This window comes from Maritimibacter sp. HL-12, assembly GCF_900177545.1.
GTDB lineage: Bacteria > Pseudomonadota > Alphaproteobacteria > Rhodobacterales > Rhodobacteraceae > Sinisalibacter.
In genome coordinates this window covers 2,215,886-2,238,455 of record NZ_FXBQ01000001.1, presented here as the reverse complement: position 1 = coordinate 2,238,455, position 22,570 = coordinate 2,215,886, and the positions used below count along the sequence as shown (strand labels likewise).

General features: G+C 67.0%; 20 protein-coding genes. 8 read left to right on the top strand and 12 right to left on the bottom strand.

Going from position 1 to position 22,570, the window contains the following annotated elements; genetic code table 11:
• Positions 1 to 14: 14 nt before the first annotated feature.
• From B9Y97_RS11270 to murJ, 3 genes are read left to right on the top strand one after another with little or no spacing between them, the layout of a single operon-like run.
• Positions 15 to 1,184, top strand: coding sequence for a penicillin-binding protein activator (locus B9Y97_RS11270; RefSeq protein WP_085526831.1), 1,170 nt, complete (start codon positions 15 to 17; stop codon positions 1,182 to 1,184).
• Positions 1,171 to 3,954, top strand: a complete 2,784-nt coding sequence (locus B9Y97_RS11265) for a [protein-PII] uridylyltransferase (protein ID WP_254900900.1) — start codon at positions 1,171 to 1,173, stop codon at positions 3,952 to 3,954. The genes B9Y97_RS11270 and B9Y97_RS11265 overlap by 14 nt, the downstream gene beginning before the upstream one ends.
• On the top strand, positions 3,954 to 5,495 hold the full coding sequence (gene murJ, locus B9Y97_RS11260) for a murein biosynthesis integral membrane protein MurJ (RefSeq protein WP_085526829.1): 1,542 nt from the start codon (positions 3,954 to 3,956) through the stop codon (positions 5,493 to 5,495). The genes B9Y97_RS11265 and murJ overlap by 1 nt, the downstream gene beginning before the upstream one ends.
• Positions 5,496 to 5,528: 33 nt before the next feature.
• On the opposite strand, the gene B9Y97_RS11255 is transcribed toward murJ, so the two are convergent.
• Entirely contained in the window at positions 5,529 to 6,443 is a 915-nt protein-coding gene (locus B9Y97_RS11255; protein ID WP_085526828.1) for a hydrogen peroxide-inducible genes activator, read from the bottom strand.
• Positions 6,444 to 6,562: 119 nt separating this feature from the next.
• Here B9Y97_RS11255 and B9Y97_RS11250 point away from each other — a divergent pair, with 119 nt between their 5' ends.
• On the top strand, positions 6,563 to 7,216 hold the full coding sequence (locus B9Y97_RS11250; protein WP_085526827.1) for a peroxiredoxin: 654 nt from the start codon (positions 6,563 to 6,565) through the stop codon (positions 7,214 to 7,216).
• 69 nt (positions 7,217 to 7,285) lie between these two features.
• Here the strand turns inward: B9Y97_RS11250 and B9Y97_RS11245 are convergent, their stop codons facing one another.
• From B9Y97_RS11245 to ubiA, 3 genes are all read right to left on the bottom strand, one after another.
• Positions 7,286 to 7,612: a hypothetical protein gene (locus tag B9Y97_RS11245; protein ID WP_085526826.1), complete on the bottom strand. Its 327-nt coding sequence runs from the start codon at positions 7,610 to 7,612 to the stop codon at positions 7,286 to 7,288.
• Positions 7,613 to 7,636: 24 nt separating this feature from the next.
• Positions 7,637 to 10,024 (bottom strand): OmpA family protein, encoded by a 2,388-nt coding sequence (locus tag B9Y97_RS11240; protein ID WP_085526825.1) that lies wholly within the window; start codon positions 10,022 to 10,024, stop codon positions 7,637 to 7,639.
• Positions 10,025 to 10,090: 66 nt separating this feature from the next.
• Entirely contained in the window at positions 10,091 to 11,059 is a 969-nt protein-coding gene (ubiA, locus tag B9Y97_RS11235) for a 4-hydroxybenzoate octaprenyltransferase (protein ID WP_085526824.1), read from the bottom strand.
• Between the two features lie 14 nt (positions 11,060 to 11,073).
• Here ubiA and B9Y97_RS11230 point away from each other — a divergent pair, with 14 nt between their 5' ends.
• The 4 genes from B9Y97_RS11230 to B9Y97_RS11215 all read left to right on the top strand — a co-directional run bounded on the left by B9Y97_RS11230 (position 11,074) and on the right by B9Y97_RS11215 (position 14,603).
• Positions 11,074 to 11,802, top strand: a complete 729-nt coding sequence (locus B9Y97_RS11230) for a 16S rRNA (uracil(1498)-N(3))-methyltransferase (protein WP_085528217.1) — start codon at positions 11,074 to 11,076, stop codon at positions 11,800 to 11,802.
• Positions 11,802 to 12,662, top strand: a complete 861-nt coding sequence (locus B9Y97_RS11225) for a GNAT family N-acetyltransferase (protein ID WP_085526823.1) — start codon at positions 11,802 to 11,804, stop codon at positions 12,660 to 12,662. The genes B9Y97_RS11230 and B9Y97_RS11225 overlap by 1 nt, the downstream gene beginning before the upstream one ends.
• Positions 12,659 to 13,171, top strand: a complete 513-nt coding sequence (locus B9Y97_RS11220) for a hypothetical protein (RefSeq protein WP_085526822.1) — start codon at positions 12,659 to 12,661, stop codon at positions 13,169 to 13,171. Before B9Y97_RS11225 ends, B9Y97_RS11220 begins: the two co-directional genes overlap by 4 nt.
• Positions 13,172 to 13,232: 61 nt before the next feature.
• Positions 13,233 to 14,603 (top strand): glutamate--cysteine ligase, encoded by a 1,371-nt coding sequence (locus B9Y97_RS11215; RefSeq protein WP_085526821.1) that lies wholly within the window; start codon positions 13,233 to 13,235, stop codon positions 14,601 to 14,603.
• A gap of 107 nt (positions 14,604 to 14,710) precedes the next feature.
• Here B9Y97_RS11215 and B9Y97_RS11210 read toward each other — a convergent pair whose 3' ends face one another.
• The 8 genes from B9Y97_RS11210 to B9Y97_RS11175 form a co-directional block, all read right to left on the bottom strand.
• A complete protein-coding gene (locus B9Y97_RS11210) occupies positions 14,711 to 15,169 on the bottom strand; it encodes an Hsp20 family protein (RefSeq protein WP_085526820.1) in 459 nt (152 codons plus the stop codon).
• A gap of 122 nt (positions 15,170 to 15,291) precedes the next feature.
• Positions 15,292 to 16,101 carry a trypsin-like serine peptidase gene (locus B9Y97_RS11205; RefSeq protein WP_085526819.1) on the bottom strand — a complete coding sequence of 270 codons (810 nt, stop codon included), beginning with the start codon at positions 16,099 to 16,101 and terminating at the stop codon, positions 15,292 to 15,294.
• Positions 16,102 to 16,104: 3 nt separating this feature from the next.
• Complete coding sequence (locus B9Y97_RS11200; protein ID WP_085526818.1) at positions 16,105 to 16,911, bottom strand: trypsin-like serine peptidase; 807 nt, start codon at positions 16,909 to 16,911, stop codon at positions 16,105 to 16,107.
• An 81-nt stretch (positions 16,912 to 16,992) separates the two neighbouring features.
• Entirely contained in the window at positions 16,993 to 18,273 is a 1,281-nt protein-coding gene (gene glcF / locus B9Y97_RS11195) for a glycolate oxidase subunit GlcF (protein WP_085526817.1), read from the bottom strand.
• A complete protein-coding gene (locus B9Y97_RS11190) occupies positions 18,273 to 19,418 on the bottom strand; it encodes an FAD-binding protein (RefSeq protein ID WP_085526816.1) in 1,146 nt (381 codons plus the stop codon). Before B9Y97_RS11190 ends, glcF begins: the two co-directional genes overlap by 1 nt.
• A 52-nt stretch (positions 19,419 to 19,470) precedes the next feature.
• Positions 19,471 to 20,901, bottom strand: a complete 1,431-nt coding sequence (locus B9Y97_RS11185; protein ID WP_085526815.1) for an FAD-linked oxidase C-terminal domain-containing protein — start codon at positions 20,899 to 20,901, stop codon at positions 19,471 to 19,473.
• Between the two features lie 74 nt (positions 20,902 to 20,975).
• A complete protein-coding gene (locus B9Y97_RS11180) occupies positions 20,976 to 21,728 on the bottom strand; it encodes a FadR/GntR family transcriptional regulator (RefSeq protein WP_085526814.1) in 753 nt (250 codons plus the stop codon).
• 111 nt (positions 21,729 to 21,839) lie between these two features.
• Positions 21,840 to 22,472, bottom strand: coding sequence for a YiaD family glycine zipper/OmpA-like lipoprotein (locus B9Y97_RS11175; RefSeq protein ID WP_085526813.1), 633 nt, complete (start codon positions 22,470 to 22,472; stop codon positions 21,840 to 21,842).
• Positions 22,473 to 22,570: the final 98 nt, after the last annotated feature.

Sequence of the window (22,570 nt, the reverse complement as noted above, 5' to 3'; positions counted from 1 at the left end):
AAGAGGATTGTAGCATGTTTGCGTTTTTGCGCGCCGCCCGCAAGCTCCGGGTCACCATCATCGCGGTTCTGTCGCTCGGCCTACTGGCCGCTTGTGGCGATATGCCGAATACCGCGGGACAGCGAATCGATACTTCGCGACCGGTGCCGGTGGCGCTGCTGGTGCCCGCCGGTGGCGACAACGAGGCCGACGACGCGATGGCGCAATCGCTCGAAAACGCGGCCCGGCTGGCGATGGGCGAACTCCAGGGCGTGACCATCGACCTGCGGGTCTACAACACCGCCGGCAGCGCGACCCAGGCCGGAACGGTGGCACGAGAAGCGGTCAACGACGGTGCCAAGATCATCCTCGGGCCGGTCTATGCCGCCAACGCCGCATCCGCCGGGGCGGCCGCCGGCGGGGTCAACGTGCTTGCGTTCTCCAACAACCCCGAGGTCGCCGGCGGCAACGTCTTCGTGCTCGGCAACACCTTCCAGAACACCGCCAACCGGCTGGTGCGCTACGCCGCCGCCTCCGACAAGGGGAATATCCTGATCGTGAACGGCGAGAATTCGGCCGAAAGATCTGGCGCGCAGGCCATTGCCCGGGCGATCTCGGCAACGCCGGGTGCCGAACAGGCCGGGGCGCTCAGCTTCGAGGTTTCGCAGACCGGCGTGATCGACGCGGTGCGCGACATTTCAGACACCGCGAAATCCTCCGGTGCCGACGCGATCTTCCTTACCTCCGGCACCGACGGGGCGATCCCCTTCCTTGCCCAGCTCCTCCCCGAAAACGGCTTGCCGCCGAGCGAGATCCAGTACGTCGGCCTGCAAAGATGGGACATCCCGACCTCGGCGCGCACCCTGCCCGGGCTTCAGGACGGCTGGTTCGCCATGCCCGACCCGAACCTCCAGGAGCAGTTCCAGAGCCGTTACATGGCCGCCTACGGCAACCAGCCGCATGCCATTGCGGGGCTGGCCTATGACGGCATCGCCGCCATCGGCGCGCTGGTGCGGGCGGGACAGGCCGATGCGCTCACCGGTGCTGCGCTGACCCAGGCGCAGGGCTTCGTCGGGGTAAACGGGGTGTTCCGGCTGCGCGGCGACGGCACCGCCGAGCGTGGCCTCGCCATCGCGCAGGTTCAGGACAAGGAAATCGTGGTGATCGATCCGGCCCCGAGAAGCTTCGCCGGTGCCGGTTCCTGAGCCCCGTCCAGACCTGGCCGAACCCACGCCCGACCACCTGATTTGCCCCGCGGACGAAATATTCGACCGCGGGGCAATCATGGCGGCGGTCGATGCCGGTGCCGCCGACCGCAACGCCGCCGGCTTGCGCGCGTTGACCGTCAGGCTCCTGCGGGCGGCGCTCGACACCGGCAGCGCGGCAATCGCGGCGGCGATCGCGGAACGTCCGTTCGATGCCCACCCTGCGGTGCGTGCCCAGGCCTGGCTCACCGATTGCATCGTGCGCACGGTGTTCGAGGTGGCCACCCGGCACCTGCACCCGCTCAATTCCCCCACTTCCGGCGAGCGTCTGGCTCTGCTCGCGGTGGGCGGTTACGGTCGCTTCGAGATGGCGCCGCATTCCGATGTCGACCTGCTGTTTCTGACCCCCTACAAGATCACCCCCTGGGCCGAGAGCGTGATCGAGAGCATGCTCTACATGCTGTGGGATCTGCGCCTGAAAGTCGGCCATTCCTCGCGCACGGTGAAAGACTGCCTGCGCCTCGGCAGGGACGACATCACGATCCGCACGGCGCTTCTCGAACACCGGCACATCTGCGGCGATGAGAGCATCTCGACCGAGCTCGGCGAACGGCTCTGGTCAGAGCTGTTCCGCGGCACCGAGGCGGAGTTTATCGAGGCCAAGCTGGCCGAGCGCGAGAGCCGGCACAAGAAGCAGGGAGGCCAGCGCTACGTCGTCGAACCGAACGTCAAGGAAGGCAAAGGCGGCCTGCGCGATCTGCAAACCCTGTTCTGGGTGGCGAAATACGTCCACCAGGTCAGCCGGATCGCCGACCTCAAGCCGCTCGGCGTATTCACCGCCGAGGAATACGCCACCTTCGAGGACGCCGACGAATTTCTCTGGGCGGTGCGCTGTCACCTACACCTGATCACCGGCCGCGCGATGGATCAGCTCACCTTCGATCTCCAGGTCGAGGTTGCCGCGCGGATGGGCTACGAAGACAAGAGCGGGCGGCGCGCGGTCGAGCATTTCATGCAGGATTACTTTCGCCACGCCACCGCGGTGGGGGAACTCACCCGCATTCTGCTCACCTCGCTCGAAGCCAGCCATGTCAAGCGCGAGCCGCTGCTGCAGGGCTTCATCAGGCGCCGCAAGAAGGTGCGCCCGCCGTTCACCATGCGGCAGGGCCGGCTCACCGTGACAACCCCGGAAGAGTTTCTCGCCGACAAGGTCAACCTGTTGCGCATCTTCCAGGAAGGGCTGCGCACCGGGCTCCTGATCCACCCCGACGCGATGCGGCTGATCACCGCCAATCTCGACCAGATCGACGACGAGATGCGCGCCGACAAGACCGCGGTGCGGATCTTCCTCGACCTGCTGCTCAAGCACGGCAACCCCGAACGCGCACTCAGGCGGATGAACGAGCTTGGCGTACTCGCCGCCTTCATCCCCGAGTTCCAGCCGATCGTGGCGATGATGCAGTTCAACATGTATCACAGCTACACCGTCGATGAGCACACCATCCAGGTGATCTCGGCGCTGGCCGAGATCGAGCGCGGCGAGCGGGTCGAGGAACTGCCGGTTGCCAGCCGGATTCTCAACGAAGGGGTGAACCGCAAGGTGCTCTACGTCGCTCTGTTCTGCCATGACCTCGGCAAGGGCCGCGAGGAAGACCACTCGATCCTCGGTGCCCGGCTGGCCCGGCAGATCGCGCCCCGGCTCGGGCTGACCAAGGCGGAAACGAAAACCGTGGAATGGCTGGTGCGCTATCACCTGTTGATGTCAGACATGGCGCAGAAGCGCGACCTGTCTGATCCGCGCACAGTGCGCGGGTTCGCCAAGGCGGTGGGGTCGAGGGAGCGGCTCGATCTCCTCCTCGTGCTCACCGTCTGCGACATTCGCGGCGTCGGCCCCGGGGTCTGGAACAACTGGAAAGCGATGCTGCTGCGCGAGCTCTACAAGCAGACCGCTCTGGCGCTCGAAGAAGGGATCGAGGCGCTCTCGACCGGCGCGCGCGCGAAGGAAGCCCGCAAGGCCCTGCGTGATGCCCTGCCCGACTGGGACGGCAAGGCAATCCGCATCGAGACCGCCCGCCACTACGACCCCTATTGGCAGGGGCTTTCGACCGCCGAGCACATCGTTTTCGCGCGCCTCCTGCGCGATATCACCCCCGAGGAAATCCGCATCGAGCTGACCCAGGACCACGACCGCGACGCCACCCGCGCGGCCTTCGCGCTGGCCGACCATCCGGGGATCTTCTCGCGCCTCGCCGGGGCGCTGGCGCTGGTCGGGGCGAACGTGGTCGATGCCCGCACCTACACCTCGAAAGACGGCTGGGCCACGCCGGTGTTCTGGGTGCAGGATCACGATGGCAAACCCTTCGAGGAAGCCCGGCTCGGACGGCTCGAGGCCATGATCCACAAGACCCTGCGCGGCGAAGTCGTGGCGCGCGAGGCGATGCGCGACCGCGACAAGCTGAAAAAGCGCGAACGCGCCTTCCGGGTGCCCACCAACATCACCTTCGACAACGAGGGGTCGGAGATCTACACCATCATCGAGGTCGATACCCGCGACCGTCCCGGCCTGCTCTACGACCTCACCCGCACGATGGCCGACGCCAACGTCTATATTGCCTCCGCCGTGATCGCGACCTATGGCGAACAGGTGGTCGATACATTTTACGTGAAAGACATGTTCGGGCTGAAGTTTCACAACGAGGCCAAGCGCAAGGTTCTGGACAGGAAACTCCGCGAGGCGATCGAAAAGGGCGCCGAAAGGGCGAACGCCTGATGGCGGGCATCCGCCTCGCGCGCGGCTTCTTCACGGTCGGGGCCTGGACCATGGCCAGCCGGGTGCTGGGCTTCGTGCGCGACGTGGTGATCGCCGCGGCCCTCGGGGCCGGGCCGGTGGCGGAGGCATTCGTGGTGGCGTTCTCGCTGCCCAACATGTTTCGCCGGTTCTTCGCCGAGGGCGCGTTCAACATGGCCTTCGTGCCGATGTTCGCCAAGCGCGTCGAGGCCGGGCACGGCGCGCAGGAATTCGCCCGCGACGCGCTGACCGGGCTGGCCTCGATCGTTCTCGTCGTCACGCTGCTGGGGCAGGTGTTCATGCCGGCGCTGGTGCTGGCGATGGCCTCGGGCTTTCTCGGCGACGAGCGCTTCGACCTCGCGGTGCTCTATGGCCGCATCGCCTTTCCCTACATCCTGTTCATCTCGCTCGCGGCGCTGCTCTCGGGCGTGCTCAACGCCACCGGGCGGTTCACCGCCGCCGCTGCCGCGCCGGTGCTGCTCAATCTCATCTTCATCGCCGCCCTCAGTCTCGGCGCGTGGCTGGGATGGGACATGGGGCTCACGCTGGTCTGGGCGGTGCCGGTCGCGGGGATCGCCCAGCTTGCGCTGGTCTGGACCGCCGCCTCCCGCGCCGGGTTCCGCCTCATCCCCCGCCGCCCCCGAATGACGCCGGAACTCAAGCGCCTCGCAATCATCGCTGCCCCCGCGGCGCTGGCGGGCGGCGTGGTGCAGATCAACCTGCTGATCGGACGGCAGGTGGCCAGTATCTTCGATGGTGCAATCGCCTGGCTGAACTACGCCGACCGGCTCTACCAGTTGCCGCTTGGCGTCGTCGGCATCGCCATCGGCGTGGTGCTCCTGCCCGACCTCGCCCGCAGGCTCTCGGCCGACGACAGCGCGGGCGGGCGGGAGTCGCTGAGCCGGGCGGGCGAGATGGCACTCGCGCTCACCGTGCCGGCCGCCGTCGCGCTCCTGGTGATCCCGCTGCCGCTGGTGCAGGTGCTGTTCCAGCGCGGTGCCTTCACCGTCGACGACACCGCCGCCACCGCCGTGGCGGTGCAAATCTACGGCCTCGGCCTGCCCGCCTTCGTACTCCAGAAGGTGCTCCAGCCGGTCTATTTCGCCCGCGAAAACACCCGCACGCCGTTCTACTTCGCGCTCGTCTCGCTGGTGGTGAACGCCGCCATCGCCATCGGTCTCGCCCCGGTGATCGGCTACACCGCGGCCGCCTTCGGCACCACGCTGGCGGCCTGGGCAATGGTCGCGCTGCTCTGGATCGGCACCTGGCGGATGGGCGAGGTCGCGCGGTTCGACCGACGCTTCTGGCGGCGTATCTGGCGGATCGGGGTGGCGTCATGGGCGATGGGGGCGGTGCTCTGGGTGCTGACCTTGCCGCTGCATCCGCTGCTTGGCGCACCCGGTCTCGACGTGATCGCCCTGATCATCCTGATCCTTGCCGGCATCGTGAGCTATTTCGGCATCGGCCACCTGATCCACGCCTTCCGGATGTCGGATTTCCGCGCGGCGCTCAAGCGAAGCTGATCCCGGCCCGCAAAGGTCAGGGCCACCCCTGAATCATCGCGCATCCCCGCCAAGCCGCGCCCGTTCTTCGCGCAGGATCTCCGCCAGAACCGCGAAATCTTCCGCCCGCGCCGAAGACTTGCGCCAGGCCAGGATCACCTCGCGCGGCCAGGCTCCCTCCAGCGGCGTCAGGGCAATCTCGGCATGCCGCGCCGCGCCCGCGTCGATCACCAGTTGCGGCAACAACGTGATCCCCACGCCTTCCTCCACCATCGCGATCAGCGTGGCGAGCGAGGTGGCGGCAAAGCTTTCGTCCTGCCGGGCGTGGCTCTCGGGAAAGGCGGCGAGCGCGTGGCGCTGGAGGCAGTGGCCGCGTTCAAGCAACAGAAGGGTTTCATCGTCAAGGTCGGCACCGTGCACCGGATCAGGCCCGGCGAGCGGGTGTTCGGGCGCGCTGGCAAGCTGGTAGCCGTCCATGAACAGCGATTCCGACGCCAGATCACCGATGTCGAACGGAAGCGCGATCAGGATCACGTCGAGCCGCCCGGCGCGCAGGCCGTCGATCAGGCTCTCTGTGAGTTCCTCGCGCAGGTAGAGCCGCAGCTCGGGAAAGTCGCGCCGGAGCCGCGGCATCAGGCGCGGAAACAGAAACGGGCCGATGGTCGGGATCGAGCCCAGACGCAGCGGCCCGCGCAGGGTGCCCGCCTCGCGCTGCGCCAGTTCCACCATCTCGCCCACGTCGGCCAGCACCCCGCGCGCGCGATCGGCCAGGTCGCGGCCGAGCGGTGTCATCATCACGCTGCGTTTGGTGCGCTCGGCCACCGGCGCGCCGAGCAGATCCTCCAGTTCCTTCAACCCCGACGACAGCGTGGATTGGGTGACGAAACAGCGTTCGGCGGCCCGGCTGAAATGAAGCTCGTCATCAAGGGCCACGAGAAAGCGGAGCTGACGCAGGCTGGGTAGATTCATGATCGTTTTTCTCGATTACATATATCTTTTTTATTCGTTTCAACAATCAGACGCAATCCCCTATCTCAGTCTCATCGAAGGCAACAGGGCCTTCACCGAAACCCGAGAGGAGACTGAAAATGACCGACGAAATCCAAGCCATGGGCCCCGGCCTGAACCGTGCCGCCCCCGACTTCGACGCCCCCACCACCCACGGCCGCAAGAGCCTCGCGGACTACAAGGGCAAGTGGCTCGTGCTGTTCTCGCACCCGGCCGACTTCACCCCGGTCTGCACCACCGAGTTCATCGGCTTCGCCAACAAGCAGGACGAATTCGCCGCGATGGGCGTGGAACTGCTCGGGTTGTCGATCGACAGCCACTACAGCCACATCGCCTGGGTGCGCAACATCAAGGAGAAGTGGGGCGTCGACATCAAGTTCCCGATCATCGCCGACCTCGACATGAAGGTGGCCAAGGCCTACGGCATGATCCAGCCCGGCGCCTCCGATACCGCCGCCGTCCGCGCGACCTTCATCGTCGACCCCGAAGGCGTGCTGCGCGCCATGGTCTACTACCCGATGAACGCCGGCCGCTCGGTTGACGAGATCCACCGCCTGCTGGTGGCGCTGCAGACGGCCGACGAGAACGCCTGCGCGATGCCGGAAAACTGGAAGCCGGGCGACCGCGTGATCGTGCCGCCGCCGGCCACCGATGCCGCCGCCGAGAAGCGCGTGGCCGAGGCGGGCGACGATATCGAGGTGATCGACTGGTATTTCGCCACCCGCGCGCTCTGAGACGCGCAGACATGAAAAAAAATGGGGCACCCTCGGGTGCCCCGTTTTGCATGTGCGCCGCGCCTCGGCTCAGCGCTGGTTCATCTGTTCGATATAGGCGCGCAATTCCTCGGCCTCGTGGCGCGCGTCGCGCAAACCCTCCATCGCGGCCCGCAACTCGGCTTCGGCCTGGTGCAACTGGCTCGACATTTCGGCCTCGCGCTGTTGCAGGTAGGTGATCGCCTGATCTCGGGTTTCCTCCGCCTCGTGCAGCGATTGCGCCAGCCGGTCGATCTCCGACACGTCACCCGACGCCACCCGCGAAAAGCGGTGCAGCAGCCAATGTGCGAACCACCCAAGCGCGAAAGCGACGAAGAGAATGATGGCGGTAACGATGATGAACTCGGTTCTGTTCATATGTTTCTCCGTTCTGGCGCGGGCCTAGCCGTCGTCGCGCGCGGGGCGGGGTTGCGGGCGGATGCCCTCAAGCTCGGGGTGGACGACAACGGGGGCGTCGGTTTCTGCCTCGCCGGCATCGCCGGGATCTTCCGCCGCGTCCTGCGCCGGGGTGTCGGAGGCCTCGCCATCCGTTTCCGGGTCAGCCTCCTGTCCGGTCGCATCGGCGGGGTCCTCACTGGCCTCATCGGGTGTGGGGTCCTCATCGCCATCTCCGGGCGCGGCGTCCTCATCGCCTTCATCGGGCGTGCTATCCGCGTCGCCTTCATCGGGCGTGGGTTCGGAGTCGGGAACCTCGGTGCCCTGCGGCGTCGCATCCGTCTCGGTCGCATCTGCGGGGTCTGACCCCTCCCCGTCGGCGGTGTCGGCCACCTCCGCGTCACCCGCTTCCCGGTCTGCTTCCTCGACCAGATCGACGGGCCGGGCAAGCGGGCGAATCGGTGCGATCTCTTCGTCGTCCGCCTCGCCCGTATCTTCGGTTTCCGCGTCGTCCTGCGTCTCTGTTTCCGCTGCCTCCCCCTCGGCAGGCTCGTCTCCGATCAGACGAAACTCGATCCGCCGGTTCGCCTCGCGGCCCTCCTCGGTATCGTTGTCGGCAATCGGGTTGTCCTCGCCATAACCGAAGGCGGTGAGGTTGGTGGTCAGTACCCGGCGGGCGAGCAGCGCCGAGAGCACCGAGTCGGCCCGGCGCTGCGACAGCGCCTTGTTCATTTCCTCGCGGCCCTGGCTGTCGGTGTAACCGCCGATCTCCATCGCCACGTCGGGACAGGTTTTCAGGATCTCGGCGATCTTGTCGACGGTGCGGGCCGACGACGACTCGATCTCGGCCGAACCGGGCGAAAAGGTGATCTTGCTCTCGGTCAGCGCAGCATTGATCTCGGCGGCGCATTCCTGCGGGGTCGGCAACCCCGCCACCGGATCGAGCGCCTCCTCGTAGCGCACGTTGACGCGAAAATCCTCCGCCTCGCCCAGCTTGTTCGACAGAACGCGCGAAATCTCGGCCGAGGCACCGGTATCGCCGGTGGCACCGCGCACATCCACAACGCGCGGCTGCACCACGACCGAACCGTTGGCAAGGTGCGAGAGCGCCTCGAGCGCGGCCAGCGTGCGCACCGACCAGCCGCGCGGCAACTCGGGATCGAGCCGCATCGCGGCATAGACCTTTTGCGACCCGAAATGGGCACGCGCGAAGCTTTCCGTGATCGTGCGCTCCTGTTCATCGGCCACCCGCCCGCGCAGTTGCACCATGCCCTCGGGGCTGAGCGTCGCCACGAATTCCGGCGGGCCATCAGACTCGCCGGTGCCCGAGATCGTCACCGGATCGGGCAGCACGGAGTGCAGCGAAAACACGTCGGGCAACTCGGTTTCCAACTCGCCCACGACGCGGTCGAAGCTGTTCTGCGGCGTGCCTTCGGCGGCGACGAGGGTCACGTCGGCATCGGAAAAGGTCAGCGACCCGCCGCCCAGGTCGTGCAGCGCCGCAATGCCGAGCGCGGCGGCTTCCGGCCAGTCGGGCGAAGGTTCGCCAAGGCCAATCGGGCATTCCGGCTGGCCGGTCACACCGGCAGCGATCCCCGCCGCCACGATCTTGTTGCGCCCGGCTTCGTTGGAGGCGGTGCAGGCATCGAAGCGTGCGCCCTCGTCGTCGAGCGTGAAGCGCAAGGTGAAGGGCGTGATCACCGGGCGCGGCGCGGATATATCGAGCGCAACCCGAACGCCCGGCGGCGGATTTGCACGCAACAGGCGCTCCCAGCCGGCCTTCTGCTCGCCTGACTCCGCGATTGCCTCGATCGCTACCCGGTCGGCACGGATCGAGATTTTCGAACGCGGCAGCATTTCGAGCGCGTCGAGGGCAAAGGCGGTCGCAGTGTCCCAGCCCTCGGGCATCGGGTAATCGGCTGTTTCCAGAAGATCGGTCACCGTCCGCGCCAGGTCGATCTGCTGGATCCGTTCGCCCAGTGCCTCGCGGTCAGCGGCGGCGGGGATCAGCCCGATCATCGAGATCCCCGCTTCGCTGCGCAGGATCTCGACCGCGAAACGCGGTGGGGTAACGTCCTTGGGCGGCGGCAATTGCATCAGGTCGATCACCCGGCTCGCATCCACGCTCTTTCCGGCAATCGACAGCGCATGGAAGCGCCCGGACTCGGTCGGCGCCGCGCCTTCGAGGATCACCTGCAAGCCGTTCGTCTCGACCCGGGCCCAATCTTCTCCCTCAAGCAGAAGTGCCCGTTCGACAGCGCTTTTCGAGACGGTTTCGATGCCCTTGAGCGCGCCCCAGGCCACCAGCATGGCGGCAAGCGCGGCAACAACGAAGACCGCCCCGGTCAGCAGCCCGGGGTGGTTGCGCAGGGTAGACAGACGCGGAAGACGCATGGGCGGTCAGGTTCCCGGTTCTGGTTCCAGTTGCGCTTCCTTAAGCCGCCGGGCAAGCGGGTGCAATCACAGCAGGGTCGCAGTGGCAAGAAACAGCACGGGGATCAGCCCGGCGTCGCGATTGGCCCGGAACAGCCGCAGGCAGGTGTCGGGGTCTTCGGTGTCGAGCACCCGCAATTGCCACGCCATGTGCCAGCCCATGAACCACGCCCCGCCGAGCGCCGCGGTCAGCGCCAGCACCGACCGCCCGGGCGCGAATGCCATCACGATGGCCAGTGTCATCAACACCACGGTGGCGATCAGGAAGCCGCGCAGCCACGGCAGGGTGGCATCGCCGAACAGCAGCGCGGTGGATTTCACCCCGATCAGCGCGTCGTCTTCCTTGTCCTGGTGGGCATAGATCGTGTCGTAGAACAGCGTCCAGGAAATCCCGGCGAGATAGAGCACCACCGCGGGCCAGCCGAGCGCGCCGGTATGGGCGGTATAGGCGAGCAGCGCCCCCCAGTTGAAGGCAAGGCCCAGAAACACCTGCGGCCACCAGGTGAACCGCTTGGCGAAGGGGTAGATCGCCACCGGCAGGAGCGAAATGAAGCCGAGCAGGATCGCCGACGGGTGGAAGGTGAGCAGAATGAGCAGCGCGACAAGCGATTGCCCGACAAGCCAGCCCAGCGCCTGCTTCACGCTCACCTGCCCCGAGGGAATCGGCCGCGACCTTGTGCGCGCCACGGCGGCGTCGATGTCGCGGTCGGTGATGTCGTTCCAGGTGCAGCCCGCCCCGCGCATGAGCCACGCGCCGAGGGCCACGCCCAGAGCGATCCAGGCATCCTGCCAGCCGGTCTGGCCGGTCTCGCCGATCCCGAGCAAGAGCCCCCACCAGCAGGGCAGCAACAAGAGCCAGGTGCCGATCGGCCGGTCGGCGCGCGACAGCCGCAGATAGGGACGGCTCCAGCCCGGTGCATGACGGTCCACCCAGTTGCCACGAACCGCGTCGGCAACCTGGTCCGCCGCCTCTGGCTTCTTGCTCTCGCCCGCCATATCGTGCTCCCATGATGACCCGTGAGAAAACTCGTCTCTTTGTAGACACAGCCCTCGGGGTGGGGCAATCCGTCGATCTGACGCGCGAGCAGGCGCATTACCTGTTCGGCGTGATGCGGCTTGGCCCCGGCGCGCGGCTGGCACTGTTCAACGGCCATGCCGGCGAGTGGACAGCGGAGGTGACCGAAGCAGGCAAGCGCGGCGGGCGGCTTTCGGTACTCGGCCAGAGCGCCGCGCAACTCGATCCGCCCGACCTCTGGCTGGTTTTCGCGCCGCTGCGCAAGGCGCGCACCGATTTCATCGTCGAGAAGGCTGCCGAGATGGGGGCCGCGCGAATCCTGCCGGTGCAGACCGAGTTCACCAATGCCGAGCGGATCCGGCAGGACCGCTTGCAGGCCCACGCGGTCGAGGCGGCCGAGCAATGCGGCGGCACCTTCGTGCCCCCGGTGGAGAACCTTCAGAAGATCGAGAAGCTGCTCGACACCTGGCCCGCCGAGCGTCGGATCATGTTCGCCGACGAGGCGCTGGTTGGCCGTTCTCGTGCCCTTGCGGATGACACCGCCCGCGGCGCGCCATGGGCGATCTTCATCGGCCCCGAAGGCGGGTTTTCCGAGCCCGAACGCAAGCGGTTGCGGGCAATGGCGCAGGCCCACCCGGTCAGCCTCGGCCCGCGCATCCTGCGCGCCGATACCGCCGCCGTCGCGGCGCTGACGCTTTGGCAATCGACGCTGGGGGACTGGTGATGCTGCGCGCGGCGATGCCCGGTGACGAGGCCGCGATCGAGGCGTTTCTCGCGGACCATGCCGACACCAGCATGTTCCTGCGCGGCAACCTGCGCGAATTCGGCCTCGAAGATCGCAGCCATCCGCACGGCACCGCCTACTGGCTGGCGCAAGGCGATGGCGGCACCATCGCCGTCTTCGGCCTGACCAACGCGGGCTTTGCCATGTGCCAGTCACCGGACGCGCCGCCCGAGATCTGGTCGGCCTTTGCCGAGGCCGTCGCCGGGCGGATGCTCGCCGGGATCACCGGCACCGCCGCACAGGTGGCGCAAGCCAAGCGCGCCTTCGGGCTGCACAGCGCCGCTTTCGCCCTCGACAGGCCCGAGCCGCTTTACCGCCTTGATCTCGACGCACTCATCATCCCCGGGTTGCCGGGAGACATCCGCCCACCCACAGAAGCCGACCGCGCGCTGCTTCACCTCTGGTTCGATGCCTACGAACAGGAAGCCCTGGGCACCCCGCCCGACCGCGCCGCCGCCCTTGCCCGCGAGCGGGCCGGGCGGGCAATCGCGACCGGACAAACCCGGCTTCTCGTCGTCGATGACATACCCGTGGCGATGACCGCGCTCAACGCCCGCCTGCCCGACATGGTGCAGGTCGGCGGCGTGTTCACCCCGCTTGACCAGCGCGGCCAAGGCCACGCCCGTCGCGCTGTCGCGCTGCATCTGGCGCAAGAGCGCGAAAACGGCGTGCGCGCGGCGATCCTTTTTGCTTCCGGCACGGCGGCATCCCGGGCTTATGAATCCATCGGCTTTGCCCGCGTCGGCACCTACGCCCTCGCGATCCTGAAATCACCCGTGACCATCGGAGCCAACCCATGAGCTTCATTCGCCCCGAAGTGCGCGAGGGCTTGCAGCGCTGGCGCGAGGTGATCGCCGCCGGCGCGGTCATCGCGCTCGCCCTGTGGTGGGCCTTCACCGGCTTCGGGGTGATCCGCTGGATCGGCTGGGCGCTTGTGATCGGCGGCACGGCGCTGCTCTGGGCCGGCCTCCAGCGCGCCCGCTTTCACGGCGGTCATGGCGGGCTTGGCGTGGTCGAGGTGGACGAACGCCAGATCGCCTACCTCGCGCCGGTCGGTGGCGGCATCGCCTCGCTCGATCTGCTCACCGAGGTCAGCCTCGGGCCAGACCGTTCCGGCCTTCCGGTCTGGCACTTTCGCACCGGATACGAAACGCTCGCCATCCCCGCTTCCGCCGAGGGCACCGAACAGCTCTTCGATGCGCTCACCGCGCTGCCCGGTGTCGATATCGAGGCGGCGATCCGTGCCAGTCGCAGCCGCCCGGAGCACAGCATCGTGATATGGACGAGGCCGGTCGCGCACCTGCATTGACACCACCCGCACCTTGCCCCACCAAGCAGATCACGCAAAAACGAAAAGCCCGGAGGCCCCCATGTCCATCCCCCAATCCGGCGGCGGCCCGATCGAACACATCGACCAGCTTGCCGATTATCTCGCCTCGGGCTGCAAGCCGATCGAGGAATGGCGGATCGGCACCGAGCACGAGAAGTTCGGCTACGACAAAGCTACGCTGAAGCCGCTGCCCTACGAGGGGCCGACCTCGATCAAGGCGATGCTGGAGGGCCTGCGCGACGCCTACGGCTGGAACCCGATCCACGAGGGCGAGCATATCATCGGGCTGGAAATGAAAGGGGCCAACATCTCGCTGGAGCCGGGCGGTCAGCTTGAGCTTTCCGGCGCGCCGCTGGCGACGATCCACCAGACCTGCGACGAGGTGAACGAACACCTGCGCGAGGTGCAGCACGTCGCCAACCAGATCGGCGCCGGTTTCATCGGCCTCGGGGCCGCCCCGATCTGGTCGCAGGACGACATGCCGATGATGCCCAAGGGCCGCTACCGGCTGATGACCGACTACATGGACAAGGTCGGCACGCTCGGAAAGCAGATGATGTATCGCACCTGCACGGTGCAGGTGAACCTCGATTTCGCCTCCGAAGCCGACATGGTGAAGAAGTTCCGCGTCGGCCTCGCGCTCCAACCTGTGGCCACAGCGCTGTTCGCCAATTCGCCGTTCCTCGACGGCAAGCCCAATGGCCACAAGTCGTGGCGCAGCCGGATCTGGCGCGATCTCGACCCGGCCCGCACCGGCATGCTGCCCTTCGTCTTCGAAGAGGGCATGGGATTTGAGCGCTACGTCGATTACGCCCTCGATGTGCCGATGTATTTCGTCTACCGGAACGGCGAATACGTCGATGCGCGCGGCCAGTCGTTCCGTGATTTCCTCAAGGGCAAGCTCCCCGCGCTGCCGGGAGAGATCCCCACGCTGTCGGACTGGGCCGATCACCTCACCACGATCTTTCCCGAAGTCCGGATCAAGAAGTTCATGGAAATGCGCGGTGCCGACGGGGGGCCGTGGCGGCGGATCTGCGCGCTGCCCGCGTTCTGGGTCGGCCTGCTCTACGACGATCTCGCGCTCGACGCGGCATGGGATCTCGTCAAGGGGTGGGACGCCGAAACCCGCGAGGCGCTGCGCGTGGCGGCTTCCGTCGACGGGCTGCAAGGCCAGGTCGGCAAGCTGCACATCCATCAACTCGCCGAAAACGTGCTCGACATCTCGCGCGGAGGCCTGCGCCGCCGCGCCCGCCCCGGCTTCAGCGGCATGGTCCCCGACGAGCGCCACTTCCTGACCGCGCTCGAAGACACGGTGGAAGACGGCAAGACCCCCGCCGACGAACTGCTGGAACGCTACTGGGGCGACTGGGGTCAGGACCTCAGCCGGATCTACGCCGACTACAGCTATTGACCGGGTTCGCCGTCGCCGCGCCGGTGCCAAACCATGCCCCGGCGAGCCGTTCCCTCAAAAAAGGCGCGCGGTTCTCCGCGCGCCTCGTCTGTCAATCGAGTTGAACCTCAGCCTTCGATGGCCTTGGCCTCGTAGCCGTTGCCATTGGCAATCTCGATCCGGCGCGGCTTCAGTGCCTCGGGCACTTCGCGCAGGAGATCGATGTGCAACAGCCCGTTCTCGTGCACCGCTCCGGTCACCCGCACATGCTCGGCAAGCTGGAAACGGCGCTCGAAGGCGCGGGTGGCGATGCCGCGGTGCAGGTAGGTGCGCGGCGTGTCGTCATCTTCCGCCTTGCGGGCGGAGATCAGGAGCGCGTTCTCCTTCACCTCGACGTTCAGTTCCGCATCGGTGAAACCGGCCACCGCCACGGTGATGCGCCAGGCGTTCTCGCCGGTCTTCTCGATGTTGTAGGGCGGGTAGCTCTCGCGGCTCACGTCATTGGTGAACACGCGGTCCATGATATCGGCAAGCTGGTCGAAACCGACGGTGGCACGATAGAGCGGCGAAAGGTCGAAATTGCGCATGGGTCATCCTCCTTTGAGCGACAACTTGGGTTGGCCCTCCCAACGGGACGGGCGGAAAACGGACCCGCTCGGCGGCGTCCGCAAGCATGAATTAGGAGAGAATTTCCGCGGTTCAAGACCTCTCAGGGCCGCACGAAACGCGCCCCCGTCGCGCCGCGCTCGCCGACCGTCACCCGGCGTGCGCCGAAGGTGGTTTCGGGGAAGACGCCCGCCCCGGTGCGCAGCGCATGTTTCAGGTCCGCAAACCGGGCGGGCAGTTCCATGCCGAAGGCGATGGCGTCGGCCCCAGACACCCCGCCCGACGAGATCAGCGAAACGATCCGTGCACGGCGGCCCGCAAGATCGAACACCGGCGCACCCGAAGCACCGAAGGTTACGTCGCAGTCAAACGCCATCAGCTCCGATTGTCGCCCTAGAACCGTGCAAACCGCCTGCCGCGCGGGGGCCTCGGCCCGGCCGCTGGCATAGGACACCACGCTCACCGCAGCGCCTGCCCGAGGCAGGTTCTCCACCTGGAAGGGCGCGGCAACACCGGCCGGGATCGGCGTGGCCAGTTGCACGAGGCCGACGTCATGGCGAATGTTCTCGGCGCTCACCCCGACCCCTGGCAGGTAGTCCGGATGCATCACCGCCCGCGCAACACCTGCCTCCGCCACCGCTTCGCCGTCGCGCAAGCCAGCGCGAAACCTCAGCCGGTCTACCCGTCCCTCGGCCTGCGCCGTGGTCAGGCAATGCGCAGCGGTAAGCACGAGATCGGGGGCCACCAGCACCCCGGTGCAGAACCCGTCGCCAAGATCGAGCCGCCCGACCGCCTCCCAGCCGAGCAGATCGCTGCGCAGGGTGAGCCGGTCGAGCCCGGTGTTGTCGGCCAGCGCCGGGGCCGCGAGCGCCACGCCGACCGAAACGAGAAGCCTCGAAGCCCAGACGCGCATCGCTCAGGGCCGCACGAACTTGGCACCGGTCCGGTTCGCCGCCGCGTTGCTTTCCAGCGTGGTCACGGTGGGGCGCACCCGGCTGAACACGCCGTCGCCCTCCGCCGCCAGCATCGCACGCAACTCTTCCAGCGGCGCGACAAGGTCGGTGCCGAGCGAAACCTCGATCTCGCCGGAGAAGGCCTTGGCCGAGACCACCGAGACGATCCGGGGCGTTCCGGTCGAGAAGTCGAACACCGGCGCGCCGGATGAGCCGAAATCGACATCGCAATCGAGCACCAGCGACGCCTTCGAGCGCCCGAGCACGTGGCAGACGTTCTGCATCGAGGGCATCTCGGCGCGATCATGGGCGTAGGACACCACGCCCACCTCGCGGGTCAGGAACGGCAGCTTGCCGGTGGCGAAGGGTGCTACGCGGGCATTTCGGATCGGCTGGTCCAGCTCGATCAGGGCGAGATCGCTGGCACGGTCGTCGCCGTCAGGCAGGAAATCCGGGTGCGCCACTGCGCGCCGTGCGCCGCGGTAGGCCTCCGCGCGCCCCGCCCGCCAGCCGGCAAGAAACTCGATTTCCTCGGGTGCATAGCGACGGCCCGTGGTCTTGTCGTAGAGGCAATGGGCGGCGGTGAGCACGAGGTTGTCGGCAATCAGTGCCCCGGTGCAGAAACTCGCACCGGCGATGTCGAGCCGGCCCACACCCTCCCAGCCACGGCTGTCGTCGCCGGTCATCAGGCTGCGCAACCCGCTGTCTTCGCCGGCGTGGAGCGCGAGTGGTGCCGCGAGGAACGCGAGGAGGGCGATCAGTGACTTCATGCGGGAAACCCGGTGTTTTCTGTTCACCGCCGGATAGCAGGCGGATCGGGCGAGAATATGGCACCCGGATGAAAGCCCGGCTCAGCCGCCGAGCTTGGACGGTTTCGGGCCTCCGAGTGCCCAATCGAGCAATTCGACCGTATGGACCACCGGCACCTCCGTGCCCGATCCGATCTGCACCATGCAACCGATATTGCCCGCCGCGATCACCTCCGGTGCGCGCGCCTCCAGCGTCGTCACCTTGCGCGCCTTCAACTCGGCCGAGATTTCCGGCTGCATCAGGTTGTAGGTGCCCGCCGAGCCGCAGCACAAATGGCTGTCGACCGGCTCCACCACCTCGAAGCCTGCGCGCCGCAACAAGTCCTTCGGCGCCGCCGTCACCTTCTGGCCATGCTGGAGCGAACAGGCGGCGTGATAGGCCACGCGCATGCCGATATCCCCCTCCGGAATGCCCAGATCGGTCAGGAACTCGGTGATGTCTTTGGCCAGCGCCGAAACCGCCGCTGCGTCCTCCGCCAGCGGACCGTCCCGGAACATGTGGCCGTAGTCCTTCACCGTGGTGCCGCAGCCGGAAGCGTTGATCACGATGGCATCAAGCCCCTGCCCGCGCGCCTCCGCCATGAAGGCGCGGATATTGGCCGCCGCCGATGCATGAGCATCAGCCTCGCGCCCCATGTGATGGGTGAGCGCGCCACAGCAGCCCATGCCCTCGGGCACCACCACCTCCACCCCCAGCCGGGTGAGCAGCCGCACCGTGGCGGCGTTGATATCGGTATCGAGCACCTGCTGGGCGCAACCCGTCATCAGCGCCACACGCTTCTTGCGGTCGGGCACGGCAAACACCTGCGGCCTGTCGCCCGGGCTGGGCTTTGGCAGCCGGTCGGGTGCCATGTCGAGCATCGCGCGCAAGCGGCGGTCGGGCATCAGCGCCTTGAACGGCCGCCCGAGCTTCGCCGCCCGCAGGACCAGCCGGAACCGCGCGGGGTGCGGGATCACCCATGCCAGAACCCGGCGCAGCCAACGGTCCATGAAGGGGCGGCGATAGGTCTTTTCGATATGCACCCGGGCATGATCGACGAGATGCATGTAATGCACGCCGGAGGGGCAGGTCGTCATGCAGGCAAGGCAGGACAGGCAGCGATCAATATGAGTCACCGTGCGTTCATCGGCCGGGCGACCCGCTTCGAGCATGTCCTTGATCAGGTAGATCCGTCCGCGCGGGCTGTCGAGCTCGTCGCCCAGAACCTGGTAGCTCGGGCAGGTCGCCGTGCACATGCCGCAATGCACGCAAGCCCGCAGGATCTCGTTGGCGCGGGCGATGCCGGGGTCTTCCATCTGCTCATCGGTGAAAAACGTCTGCATCAGCCCATCAGCCCCGGATTGAGAATGCCGCGTGGGTCGAATTGCTGCTTCAGGCCCCGGCTGAGCGCCGCCACCGCGCCGGTTTGAGGTTGGAAAACATCAATCCGCGCGCGCAAGTCTGCCGGGGCCTTAACCAGCGTCGCGTGCCCGCCATGGGCCGCGATCTGCGCGCGGATTGCTTGCGCGCCCGCATCGTCATGCCCCGGCCCGGGCGCAATCCAGATCAGCCCGCCGCCCCAGTCATACAAGGCCGCGTGGCCCAGCCCGACCACCCCGAGCGCCTCCGAAATCTCCGGGGCCGCCGAGGGCTTCACCGACAGCCGCCACACGACAGGCTCATCCGCGAAGGGTGCCACGTCGCGCACCTGCCGCCAAAGCGCCACGCTGTCGTCATCCCGAAACACCTCCCAGCCGACGCAGATTTCGCGCTGGAGCGCCCCGATCCGGTAATCCACGCTGGCCGCCAGCCCCTCGATCCGCACGCGGGTCTCGCTCTCGGGTCCGGCAACCCCCGGATCGAGATGCGCGGCGCCGGTGATATCCCATGGCGAGCCAAGCGCCGCCGACAGGGCGGCGATCCCCTCCGCCGCATCCTTGCCGCGCGCGACCAGCGTCGCCTCGGTTTCCGGCATCGCCAGAACCTTCAGGCTCACCTCGGTGAGAACGCCGAGTGTGCCCCAGCTTCCGGCCATGAGCTTCACGAGGTCATAGCCGGTGACATTCTTCATCACCCGCCCGCCGTTCTTGATCACCCGGCCCGACCCATCGACGAAACGCGCCCCAAGCGCGAAATCGCGCGCCGCCCCGGCCAGGATGCGGCGCGGGCCTGACACGTTCGCCGCGATCACGCCGCCAATGGTCGGCTCGCCTTTCGTTCCCAACAGAACCCGGTGATCCATCGGCTCGAAGGCCAGCCGCTGCCCCTCGCCCGCCAGAACCGCCTCGATCTCGGCCAGCGGCGTGCCCGCGCGCGCCACCAGCGTGAGCGCCTCGGGCTCGTAAAGCTCGACGCCGCAAATCCCCACCTCCAGTACTTCGCCCGAAACCGGCCCGCCGATGTCGCGCGTGCCGCCGCCCTGTATCCTGACCGGCGCATTCGCTCCTGCCAGCACCTCGGCCAGTTCCTGCTCCGATCTAACTTTCATCTGTCCTCATGTATCCCGTGTGGTCGAGGGGGTCAGCGCCCCCGCGCCCGCGTTACATCCGCCGCCCCGCACTGGCCTCGAGAGGGAAAACCTTGGCCGGGTTCAACAGCCATTGCGGATCGAACACGTCCTTCACCTGCATCTGGATTTCGAGATCGTCCGCGCCGTATTGCGCCGTCATGATCTCGCGTTTCTCCACGCCCACTCCATGTTCGCCGGTCAGGCAGCCGCCGACCTCGACACAGAGCTTGAGGATGTCCGCCCCCAGCGCCTCGGTCTTTTCCAGGTCGCCGGGCTTGTTGGCATCATAGAGAATGAGCGGGTGCATGTTGCCGTCGCCGGCGTGGAACACGTTGCCCACCTGCAGCCCGTAGTCCTCCCCCATTTCTCCGATCCGGCGCAGCACGTAAGGCAGTTGGCTCACCGGGATGGTGCCATCGAGACACATGTAATCGTTGATCTGGCCCATCGCGCCGAAGGCGGTCTTGCGGCCCTTCCAGATCTTCTCGCTCTCGGCGGCCGAGCCGCTCTCGCGGATTTCCACCGGGTCATGCTGGCGGGCAATCGCGATGATCCGGACAAGCTGATCGTCGATCTCGGCCTCGCTACCCTCGACCTCGATGATCAACAGAGCTTCGCAATCCGGGTAGCCCGCCGCCACATGCGCCTCCGCCGCGCGGATCGTCAGCCGGTCCATGAACTCGATCGCCACCGGCACGATCCCGGCCTTGATGATGTCGCTCACGCATTGCCCCGCCACCTCGGCACTGTCGAATCCGACGAGCACCGGGCGCGCGCCCTCGGGCTTGGCGAGGATGCGCAAGGTGGCCTCGGTCACCACGCCGAGCTGGCCTTCCGAGCCGCAGACCAGCCCGAGCAGGTCGAGCCCGCCAGCGTCGAGGTGCGCGCCGCCGATCTCGACGATCTCGCCATCGGCCATCACCATGGTCACACCAAGGAGGTTGTTGGTGGTCACCCCGTATTTGAGACAATGCGCCCCGCCCGAGTTCATCGCGATATTGCCCGCGATCGCGCAGGCAAGCTGGCTCGATGGGTCGGGGGCGTAGAAAAACCCGTCCTGTTCCACCGCGCCGGTAACGCTGAGATTGGTCCGGCCCGCCTCGACGCGGATGAAGCGGTTGGCATAGTCCACATCGAGCACCCGGCTCAACCGCGCCACGCCAAGCAAAACGCTGTCGGCGGTTGGCAGCGCGCCGCCCGAGAGCGAGGTGCCCGAGCCGCGCGGCACCACCGGCACACCCTCTTCGTGGCAGATCCGCATCACCGCAGAGACCTCTTCCGTCGAGCTCGGCAGAACCGCGCACATCGGCGGGCAGCGATAGGCCGAGAGCCCGTCGCATTCGTAGGCCTTGAGCTCGATCGGGTCGTCGATCACCGCGCCCGCGGGCAAACCCACGCGCAGCCGGTCAACGATACGCGCCTTGCGGGACAGGACATCCACACTCGGTTCGGGCATCTGCATGGGCACTCCTCCCTATTGGTCAAAAAGAATAACCAATTTTGGCAAGGTGGCAAGCGGAGAAACTGCGCCGAGCCCTACCCGGCGTCGTGGCGCAGGCGTTGGCGGGCCACGGCCTCGTTGGCCTCTGCCTGTCGGATGTCGCGGATCGCTTCCATCGCGTAGTCGAGATGGGCCTGCACCGCCGCCCGCGCGGCCGAGGGATCGCGCGCCTGGATCGCCGCGTTGATCGCGCGATGCTGGTGCATCAAGGCGCCGCGCGTGCTGTCGCGGGCAAACACCGCTTCGCGATTGTAAAACACCCCCGCCGCCAGCAGGTCGAACATCGAGCGCATCATGTGCAGCAGCATCACGTTGTGGCTCGCTTCGAGGATCGCCATGTGGAAATCGGCGTCGCGGTCCGCCGCCGTTTTCGGCCCTGCTGCCTCGAGCTTGTCGAGCGCGGTCTGGATCACCGCAAGATCGGTATCGGAGCCGTAGCGCGCAGCGCGCTCGGCGGCCAACGCCTCCATGTCGCGACGAAACGAGATAGAATCGAACAGCGCCTCTTCGTGGGTCGAGAACAACCGCACCAGCGCCGGCGAAAAAGCCGACCCGAGCACCTCGGCAACGAATACGCCCGCGCCCGGGCGCGAAACCAGAAGCCCGTCCGCCTGCAATTCACCCAGCGCCTCGCGCAAGCTGGGGCGCGAAACGCCCATCATCTCGGCAAGCTCGCGCTCGGCGGGCAGACGTTCACCCGGCCGCAGAATACCGCGCAGAATCAACAACTCGATCTGGCGCACCACCGCCGAGGCGAGCTTTTCCGACTGGACTTTTTCGAACGGCATCGCCACCTCCCTTCGTGCGCGGCTCCAGTGACCGGAACCGGCCGAGATGACTCTACATGGCAGAAGGCCGGGCACAAGGCCCGGCCCTCAAAGGTTTTTTCCGGACCGCGCTCAAGTAACAGGCACGATCACCACTTCGACGCGCCGGTTCTGGGCCCGGCCCTCGGCGGTGAGGTTCGAGGCCACCGGCTGGTCTTCGCCGCGTCCGGTCGCGGTGATCCGCGACGACGAAACGCCATTGCCGATCAGCGTGTTGGCAACGGCAGCGGCCCGCTGGCGCGAAAGGTTCAGGTTGTAGTTCGCCGAGCCGGTGTTGTCGGTATGGCCAACGACCTGCACGTTCGAGTCTTCGTATTTGTTCAGATGCTGTGCCAGCACCCCGAGATCGGAGCGCAAGCTGCCGGTGAGTTCTGCACTGTCGGTGGCAAAAAGAATGTCCTGCGGCATCGTCACGACAAGCGACGAACCGGTGTTGACCACGCCGATTCGGTCATCGTCGAATGCACCGCGCAATTCGCCGGCCTGCTCGTCGAGTTGCGAGCCGATCATGCCGCCGACAATCGCGCCGCCTACCGCACCTGCGGCCGCGGTACCCGCGCTGCCGCCAAGTGCGCCGCCGAGAATGCCTCCGGCCACGGCACCGGTACCGGCACCGATACGCTCTCTCTGGCCCGCGTTTTCACAGGCCGACAGAAACATCACCGCCGCCAGCGGCACGACAAGAACAGGTTTTGAAATCATCATATGCCCTCCCAGGTAATCGAGTCGCGGCAATCCTATCGGTTTTCGCCGAAACTGACAGGCCCCGGGCACCGCAAGTTTCTGTTTTCAGCGACAAACCG